Origin of the sequence: Stenotrophomonas sp. TWI587, from assembly GCF_039674145.1 — a bacterium.
GTDB classification, from domain to species: domain Bacteria; phylum Pseudomonadota; class Gammaproteobacteria; order Xanthomonadales; family Xanthomonadaceae; genus Stenotrophomonas; species Stenotrophomonas maltophilia_AY.
Genome location: NZ_JBDJMW010000022.1, coordinates 1 through 8263, shown reverse-complemented (window position 1 = coordinate 8263; position 8263 = coordinate 1). Strand labels below are relative to the sequence as shown.

Genomic DNA, 8263 nt, shown 5'->3' with positions numbered 1-8263 from the left:
TTTAATTTTTATAATAAATGAATACTGGGGTTTTAAGTGGCGCGGGGGGGGGCGCCCCCCCCCCCCCCCCCCCCCGCCACATCTGAACCGACAGCCCCATCGACAAGATTTCCTCCTTTCGGAGAAACACCATGAAAGACTTGCTCAACCTCTTCAACCAGCAGCGTCAGACGCTGGACTTCGACGCGATCAAGATCGCGCTGGCCTCGCCGGACCTGATCCGCTCGTGGTCCTTCGGCGAAGTGAAGAAGCCGGAAACCATCAACTACCGTACGTTCAAGCCGGAACGTGACGGCCTGTTCTGCGCCGCCATCTTCGGACCGGTCAAGGACTACGAGTGCCTGTGCGGCAAGTACAAGCGCATGAAGCACCGCGGCGTGGTCTGCGAAAAGTGCGGCACCGAAGTCACCCTGGCCAAGGTGCGCCGCGAGCGCATGGGTCACATCGACCTGGCCTCGCCGGTCGCGCATATCTGGTTCCTCAAGTCGCTGCCGTCGCGCATCGGCCTGATGCTGGACATGACCCTGCGTGACATCGAGCGCGTGCTGTACTTCGAAGCCTACGTGGTGACCGAGCCGGGCCTGACCGCCCTGGAGCGCCGCCAGCTGCTGACCGAAGAACAGTACCTGCAGGCACGCCAGGAACACGGCGACGACTTCGATGCCGCCATGGGCGCCGAGGCCGTGTACGAACTGCTGCGCACCATCGACCTGCAGTCGGAAATGACCCGCCTGCGCGAAGAAATCGCCAGCACCGGTTCGGAAACCAAGCTCAAGCGACTGACCAAGCGCATCAAGCTGGTCGAGGCCTTCCTCGAGTCGGGCAACCGTCCGGAGTGGATGGTCATGACCGTGCTGCCGGTGCTGCCGCCGGACCTGCGTCCGCTGGTGCCGCTGGACGGTGGCCGCTTCGCGACCTCCGATCTGAACGATCTGTACCGCCGCGTCATCAACCGTAACAACCGCCTGCGCCGCCTGCTCGAGCTGAACGCGCCGGACATCATCGTGCGCAATGAAAAGCGCATGCTGCAGGAATCGGTCGATGCGCTGCTGGACAACGGCCGTCGCGGCCGTGCCATCACCGGCACCAACAAGCGCCCGCTCAAGTCGCTGGCCGACATGATCAAGGGCAAGCAGGGTCGCTTCCGTCAGAACCTGCTGGGCAAGCGCGTGGACTACTCGGGCCGTTCGGTCATCGTGGTCGGTCCGTACCTGCGCCTGCACCAGTGCGGCCTGCCGAAGAAGATGGCGCTGGAACTGTTCAAGCCGTTCGTGTTCGCCAAGCTGCAGCGTCGTGGCCTGGCCACCACCATCAAGGCCGCCAAGAAGCTGGTCGAGCGCGAAGAAGCCGAAGTCTGGGACATCCTGGAAGAGGTCATCCGCGAACATCCGGTGATGCTGAACCGTGCGCCGACCCTGCACCGTCTGGGCATCCAGGCCTTCGAGCCGGTCCTGATCGAAGGCAAGGCCATCCAGCTGCATCCGCTGGTCTGCACCGCGTTCAACGCCGACTTCGACGGTGACCAGATGGCCGTCCACGTGCCGCTCTCGCTGGAAGCCCAGCTGGAAGCGCGTGCGCTGATGATGTCCACCAACAACATCCTGTCGCCGGCCAACGGCGAGCCGATCATCGTGCCGTCGCAGGACGTCGTGCTGGGTCTGTACTACATGACCCGCTCGCTGGTGAACAAGAAGGGCGAGGGCATGGCCTTCGCCAACATCGCCGAAGTCAAGCGCGCCTACGACAACCGCGTCGTGGAACTGCACGCACGCGTCAAGGTCCGCATCACCGAAGTGGTGACCGACGAGGAAGGCAACAAGCAGAACAAGACCTCGATCGTGGACACCACGATCGGTCGCGCCCTGCTGGCTGAAATCCTGCCGGAAGGCCTGCCGTTCGCGCTGGCCAACACCGAGCTGACCAAGAAGAACATCAGCCGCCTGATCAACTCCAGCTACCGTCAGCTGGGCTTGAAGGACACGGTCGTGTTCGCCGATAAGCTGATGTACACCGGCTTCGCCTACGCAACCCGCGCTGGCGTGTCGATCGGCATCGACGACATGCTGATCCCGGACGAGAAGCGCGGCATCCTCACCGAGGCCGAAGCCGAAGTGCTGGAAATCCAGGAGCAGTACCAGTCGGGCCTGGTCACCGCCGGCGAGCGCTACAACAAGGTGGTCGACATCTGGTCGCGCACCAACGAACGCATCGCCAAGGCGATGATGGACACCATCGGTACCGAGAAGGTGGTCAATGCCGAAGGCGAGACCATCGACCAGAAGTCGATGAACTCGCTGTACATCATGGCCGACTCCGGTGCCCGTGGTTCCCAGGCACAGATCCGTCAGCTGGCCGGTATGCGCGGCCTGATGGCGCGTCCGGATGGCTCGATCATCGAAACGCCCATCAAGGCGAACTTCCGTGAAGGCCTGAACGTGCAGGAGTACTTCAACTCCACCCACGGTGCCCGTAAGGGTCTGGCCGATACCGCGCTGAAGACGGCGAACTCGGGTTACCTGACCCGTCGTCTGGTCGACGTGGCGCAGGACGTGGTCATCACCGAGGTGGATTGCGGTACCACCGAAGGCCTGACCATGACCCCGATCGTGGAAGGCGGCGACGTCGTGGAGCCGTTGAAGGACCGCGTGCTGGGTCGTGTCGTGGCCGAGGACGTGTTCCTGCCGGGCAACGACGAAGATCCGATCGTGACCCGCAACACGCTGCTCGACGAGCAGTGGGTGGCCAAGCTGGAAGACGCGTCGGTACAGTCGGTCAAGGTCCGTTCGACCATCAGCTGCGCCTCGCCGTTCGGCGTCTGCGCACACTGCTACGGTCGCGATCTGGCCCGTGGCCACATTGTCAACATCGGTGAAGCGGTCGGCGTCATCGCCGCGCAGTCGATCGGTGAGCCGGGTACCCAGCTGACCATGCGTACGTTCCACATCGGTGGTGCGGCATCGCGTGCGGCTGCGGTGGACAACATCACCGTCAAGACCACCGGTTCGGTGAAGTTCAACAACCTGAAGTCGGTCGAGCACGCCAGCGGTTCGCTGGTGGCGGTCTCGCGTTCGGGTGAAATGTCGGTGCTCGATGCCCACGGCCGTGAGCGTGAGCGTTACAAGCTGCCGTACGGCGCGACCATCACGTCCAAGGACGGCGATGCGGTCAAGGCTGGCCAGACCGTGGCCAACTGGGACCCGCATAACCACCCGATCGTGTCGGAAGTGGCTGGTTTCATCCGCTTCATCGACTTCATCGACGGCGTCACCGTCATCGAGAAGACCGACGAACTGACCGGCCTGGCATCGCGTGAAATCACCGATCCGAAGCGTCGTGGTTCGCAGGCGAAGGACCTGCGCCCGATCGTGCGCATCGTGGACAAGAACGGCAACGATCTGACCATCCCGAACACGGATCTGCCGGCGCAGTACCTGCTGCCGCCGCGCTCGATCGTCAACCTGCAGGACGGCGCCGCCGTCGGCGTGGGTGACGTGGTCGCCAAGATCCCGCAGGAAGCGTCCAAGACCCGCGACATCACCGGTGGTCTGCCGCGCGTGGCCGATCTGTTCGAAGCACGCAAGCCCAAGGATCCGGCGATCCTGGCCGAGCGCTCGGGCATCATCAGCTTCGGCAAGGACACCAAGGGCAAGCAGCGCCTGATCATCAAGGACACCGATGGTTCGGAACACGAAGAGCTGATCCCGAAGTACCGTCAGGTGATCGTGTTCGAAGGCGAGCACGTGACCAAGGGCGAAACCATCGTGGACGGCGAGCCGAGCCCGCAGGACATCCTGCGTCTGCTGGGTGTCGAGCCGCTGGCAGCCTATCTGGTCAAGGAAATCCAGGACGTGTACCGCCTGCAGGGCGTGAAGATCAACGACAAGCACATCGAGGTGATCACCCGCCAGATGCTGCGCAAGGTCGAGATCACCGACCAGGGCACCAGCAAGTTCCTGAATGGCGAGCAGGCCGAGCGCCAGCGCGTCATCGAGGAAAATGCCCGCCTGGCGACCCGCAACGAGCTGCCGGCCCGTTTCGATCCGGTCCTGCTGGGTATCACCAAGGCATCGCTGGCGACCGAATCGTTCATCTCGGCCGCTTCGTTCCAGGAAACCACCCGCGTGCTGACCGAAGCGGCCGTTCGCGGCACTTCGGACAACCTGCGCGGCCTGAAGGAAAACGTCATCGTCGGCCGCCTGATCCCGGCCGGTACGGGCCTGGCATACCACGCCAACCGTCGTCGCAACGCCTCCGGGCTGACCGACTCGGAAATGCAGACCCTGTCCGGCAGCGCGCCGGCCGTGGCTGAAGTGGCCGCCGTGGCCGCCGTGGCAGTCGAGCCGACCGAAGCCGAACAGGCTCCGGGCAGCGACGAGTAATACGCAGGCCCGGCTTCGGCCGGGCCCGTGGCAGGGCAGGGCACCGACTCCGGTCGGTCTCTTCCCGGCAGGTCCGACCGCTGGTCGGACCGAATCGACGGCACCGGCCACTGGCCGGATGCCTGCCGATGAGGTAGGATGCCCGCCGGTCTTTCAACGGACCGGCTTGACAACCTGAACGGGGGGCACGGAAAAGGCTCCCCTGTAACGGCCCGGGATCAGGGCTGGCTTGGCGCGTGCGCATTTGACTGCGTTTTCGCCGGGTTGCTACAATCGTCTGTCTCAGCAGGCCGGTCTTTCGCCTGCTCGCACATTTCCGCATTCATGGCCAGTCTTTTCATTGGCCTCTCTCAGAAGAACATACTGATGGCGACGATCAATCAGCTTGTCCGCAAGCCGCGGCAGGCAACCACTTATAAGAGTGCCTCCCCGGCCCTCGATAAGTGCCCCCAGCGCCGTGGCGTCTGCACGCGCGTGTACACCACCACTCCGAAGAAGCCGAACTCGGCGCTTCGCAAGGTTGCCAAGGTTCGCCTGACCAACCAGGAAGAAGTGATTAGCTACATCGGCGGCGAAGGCCACAACCTGCAGGAGCACTCCGTGGTCCTGATCCGTGGCGGTCGCGTCAAGGATCTGCCGGGTGTGCGTTACCACACCGTGCGTGGCTCGCTGGACGCCTCCGGCGTTGCCAAGCGTCGCCAGGGCCGTTCCAAGTACGGCGCCAAGCGTCCGAAGAGCTAAGGGAAAGTACACATGTCTCGTAAAGGTAATACGCCGCAGCGCTCTGTCCTGCCGGATCCGAAGCACGGAAGTGAAACCATCGCTCGTTTCATCAATATGGTGATGCTGAGCGGCAAGAAGTCGGTCGCTGAAAAGATCGTCTACGGTGCCATGGACGTGATCGGCGAAAAGAACCCGAATTCCGTCGAGCTGGTTCAGAAGGCTCTGGAAAACGTGGCTCCGTCGGTCGAAGTCAAGTCCCGCCGTGTCGGTGGTGCCACCTACCAGGTGCCGGTCGAAGTGCGTTCGTCGCGCAAGATGGCCCTGGCCATGCGTTGGCTGATCGACTCGGCTCGCAAGCGTGGTGAAAACACCATGCCGAAGAAGCTGGCTGCCGAACTGCTGGACGCCTCGGAAAATCGCGGTGGCGCCATCAAGAAGCGCGAAGAAACCCACCGTATGGCCGAAGCCAACAAGGCCTTCGCCCACTACCGCTGGTGAGTTTGACGGCCTTGTAAAACAGGCACGGCAGCACCATCTAGGTGCTGCCCCGCGGCACCTGGGGTGCCGCGCCAATCCGAAGGCCGCCGAAAGGCGGCGTTCGGCCATCCGAATTCCAAGAAATTGAGAGGCTCCCGTGGCCCGCACCACTCCCATCGAGCGTTACCGCAATTTCGGCATCATGGCCCACATCGATGCCGGCAAGACCACCACGTCCGAGCGCATCCTGTTCTACACCGGCAAGAGCCACAAGATCGGTGAAGTGCATGACGGCGCTGCCACCATGGACTGGATGGAGCAGGAGCAGGAGCGTGGCATCACGATCCAGTCCGCTGCCACCACCGCGTTCTGGAAGGGCATGGACAAGTCCCTGCCGGAGCACCGCTTCAACATCATCGACACCCCCGGACACGTCGACTTCACCATCGAAGTGGAGCGCTCGCTGCGCGTGCTCGACGGTGCGGTCTTCGTGCTGTGCGCCGTCGGTGGCGTGCAGCCGCAGTCGGAAACCGTGTGGCGCCAGGCCAACCGGTACAAGGTGCCGCGCATCGCGTTCGTCAACAAGATGGACCGTACCGGCGCGAACTTCACCAAGGTCGTTGGCCAGCTGAAGGCCAAGCTGGGTGCCGTTGCCGTCCCGATGCAGCTGCCGATCGGCGCCGAAGACAACTTCAAGGGCGTGGTCGACCTCATCAAGATGAAGGCCATCCATTGGGATGAAGCTTCGCAGGGCATGAAGTTCGAGTACCTGGAGATCCCGGCGGACATGCAGGCGGAGGCCGAAGAGGCCCGCACCTACATGATCGAAGCTGCGGCTGAAGCCAGCGAAGAGCTGATGGAAAAGTACCTCGGCGGCGAAGAGCTGACCGAAGCCGAAATCGTCGAAGCCCTGCGCGTGCGCACCTTGGCCACCGACATCGTGCCGATGTACTGCGGCTCGGCGTTCAAGAACAAGGGCGTGCAGGCCATGCTGGACGGCGTGGTGCAGCTGCTGCCGTCGCCGATCGACGTGCCGGACGTGACCGGTACCGACGTGGACGATGAAACCATCGCCCTGAGCCGCAAGTCCGATGACAAGGCACCGTTCTCGGCGCTGGCCTTCAAGATCATCACCGATCCGTTCGTCGGCGCGCTGACCTTCTTCCGTGTCTACTCGGGCACCCTGAATGCCGGCGACCAGCTGCTGAACTCGGTCAAGGGCAAGAAGGAGCGCATCGGCCGCATCCTGCAGATGCACTCCAACGATCGTGAAGAGATCAAGGAAGTGCTGGCCGGTGACATCGCCGCGGCCGTGGGTCTGAAGGACACCACCACCGGCGACACCCTGTGCTCGCAGGACCACCCGATCATCCTGGAGCGCATGGTGTTCCCGGAGCCGGTCATCTCGATGGCCGTCGAACCGAAGACCAAGTCCGACCAGGAAAAGATGGGTCTGGCCCTCGGCCGTCTGGCCCAGGAAGATCCGTCGTTCCGCGTCAAGACCGACGAAGAATCCGGCCAGACCATCATCTCGGGCATGGGTGAGCTGCACCTGGACATCATCGTCGACCGCATGAAGCGCGAGTTCAACGTTGAAGCCAACGTCGGCAAGCCGCAGGTTGCGTACCGCGAAACCATCCAGATGGCGGACGTGAAGTCGGACTACAAGCACGCCAAGCAGTCCGGTGGTAAGGGTCAGTACGGTCACGTCGTGATCGAACTGTCGCCGATCACCGCTGAAGATCGTGCCGACCCGAAGATCGGGCCGCTGATCAAGGACGACTTCCTGTTCATCAACGACATCACCGGTGGCGTGATTCCGAAGGAATTCATTCCGTCGATCGAAAAGGGCCTGCGCGAAACCATCACCAGCGGTCCGCTGGCTGGCTTCCCGGTCGTGGACGTCAAGGTCAAGCTGGTGTTCGGCTCGTACCACGACGTCGACTCCTCGGAAATGGCGTTCAAGCTGGCCTCCTCGATGGCCTTCAAGCAGGGCTTCCAGAAGGCCAAGCCGGTCCTGCTGGAGCCGATCATGAAGGTCGAGATCGTGACCCCGAGCGACTATCAGGGTGACGTGATGGGCGACGTCAGCCGTCGTCGCGGCATGCTGCAGGGTTCGAGCGTGACCGGTGACGGTTCGGCCGAAATCATCAACGCCATGATTCCGCTGGGCGAAATGTTCGGTTACGCAACCTCGCTGCGTTCGCAGACCCAGGGTCGTGCAACCTTCACGATGGAATTCGACCATTACGAGCCGGCTCCGTCGAACATCGCTGAAACCGTGATCAAGAAGTCCTGAGCGTAAGCTCAGGCCTTCACCTCCTTCTTTCTGATATCCAAGGTATACAACAATGGCAAAGGGTAAGTTCGAGCGCACCAAGCCGCACGTCAACGTCGGCACCATCGGTCACGTCGATCACGGCAAGACCACGCTGACCGCTGCACTGACCAAGATCGGTGCCGAGCGCTTCGGCGGCGAGTTCAAGGATTACTCCGCGATCGACGCCGCGCCGGAAGAAAAGGCACGTGGCATCACGATCTCGACCGCGCACGTCGAATACGAATCCACCGAGCGTCATTACGCCCACGTCGATTGCCCGGGCCATGCTGACTACGTCAAGAACATGATCACCGGTGCTGCCCAGATGGACGGCGCGATCCTGGTCTGTTCGGCTGCTGACGGC

5 protein-coding genes are annotated in these 8263 nt (G+C 62.7%); all 5 read left to right on the top strand.

What is annotated here, in order from left to right; all coding sequences use genetic code 11:
- The first annotated feature begins 131 nt into the window (after positions 1-131).
- The gene (gene rpoC / locus ABE464_RS19010; RefSeq protein WP_346473197.1) at positions 132-4379 is read left to right on the top strand and encodes a DNA-directed RNA polymerase subunit beta'; all 4248 of its coding nucleotides are present in this window, start codon (positions 132-134) and stop codon (positions 4377-4379) included.
- A 366-nt stretch (positions 4380-4745) separates the two neighbouring features.
- The gene (rpsL, locus tag ABE464_RS19005; RefSeq protein ID WP_017356008.1) at positions 4746-5120 is read left to right on the top strand and encodes a 30S ribosomal protein S12; all 375 of its coding nucleotides are present in this window, start codon (positions 4746-4748) and stop codon (positions 5118-5120) included.
- A gap of 12 nt (positions 5121-5132) precedes the next feature.
- Positions 5133-5600, top strand: coding sequence for a 30S ribosomal protein S7 (rpsG, locus tag ABE464_RS19000; protein ID WP_019186122.1), 468 nt, complete (start codon positions 5133-5135; stop codon positions 5598-5600).
- A 136-nt stretch (positions 5601-5736) separates the two neighbouring features.
- Positions 5737-7878: an elongation factor G gene (gene fusA, locus ABE464_RS18995; protein WP_346473196.1), complete on the top strand. Its 2142-nt coding sequence runs from the start codon at positions 5737-5739 to the stop codon at positions 7876-7878.
- Between the two features lie 52 nt (positions 7879-7930).
- A partial coding sequence (locus ABE464_RS18990) for a GTP-binding protein (RefSeq protein ID WP_346472022.1) occupies positions 7931-8263 on the top strand: 333 nt, incomplete at its 3' end.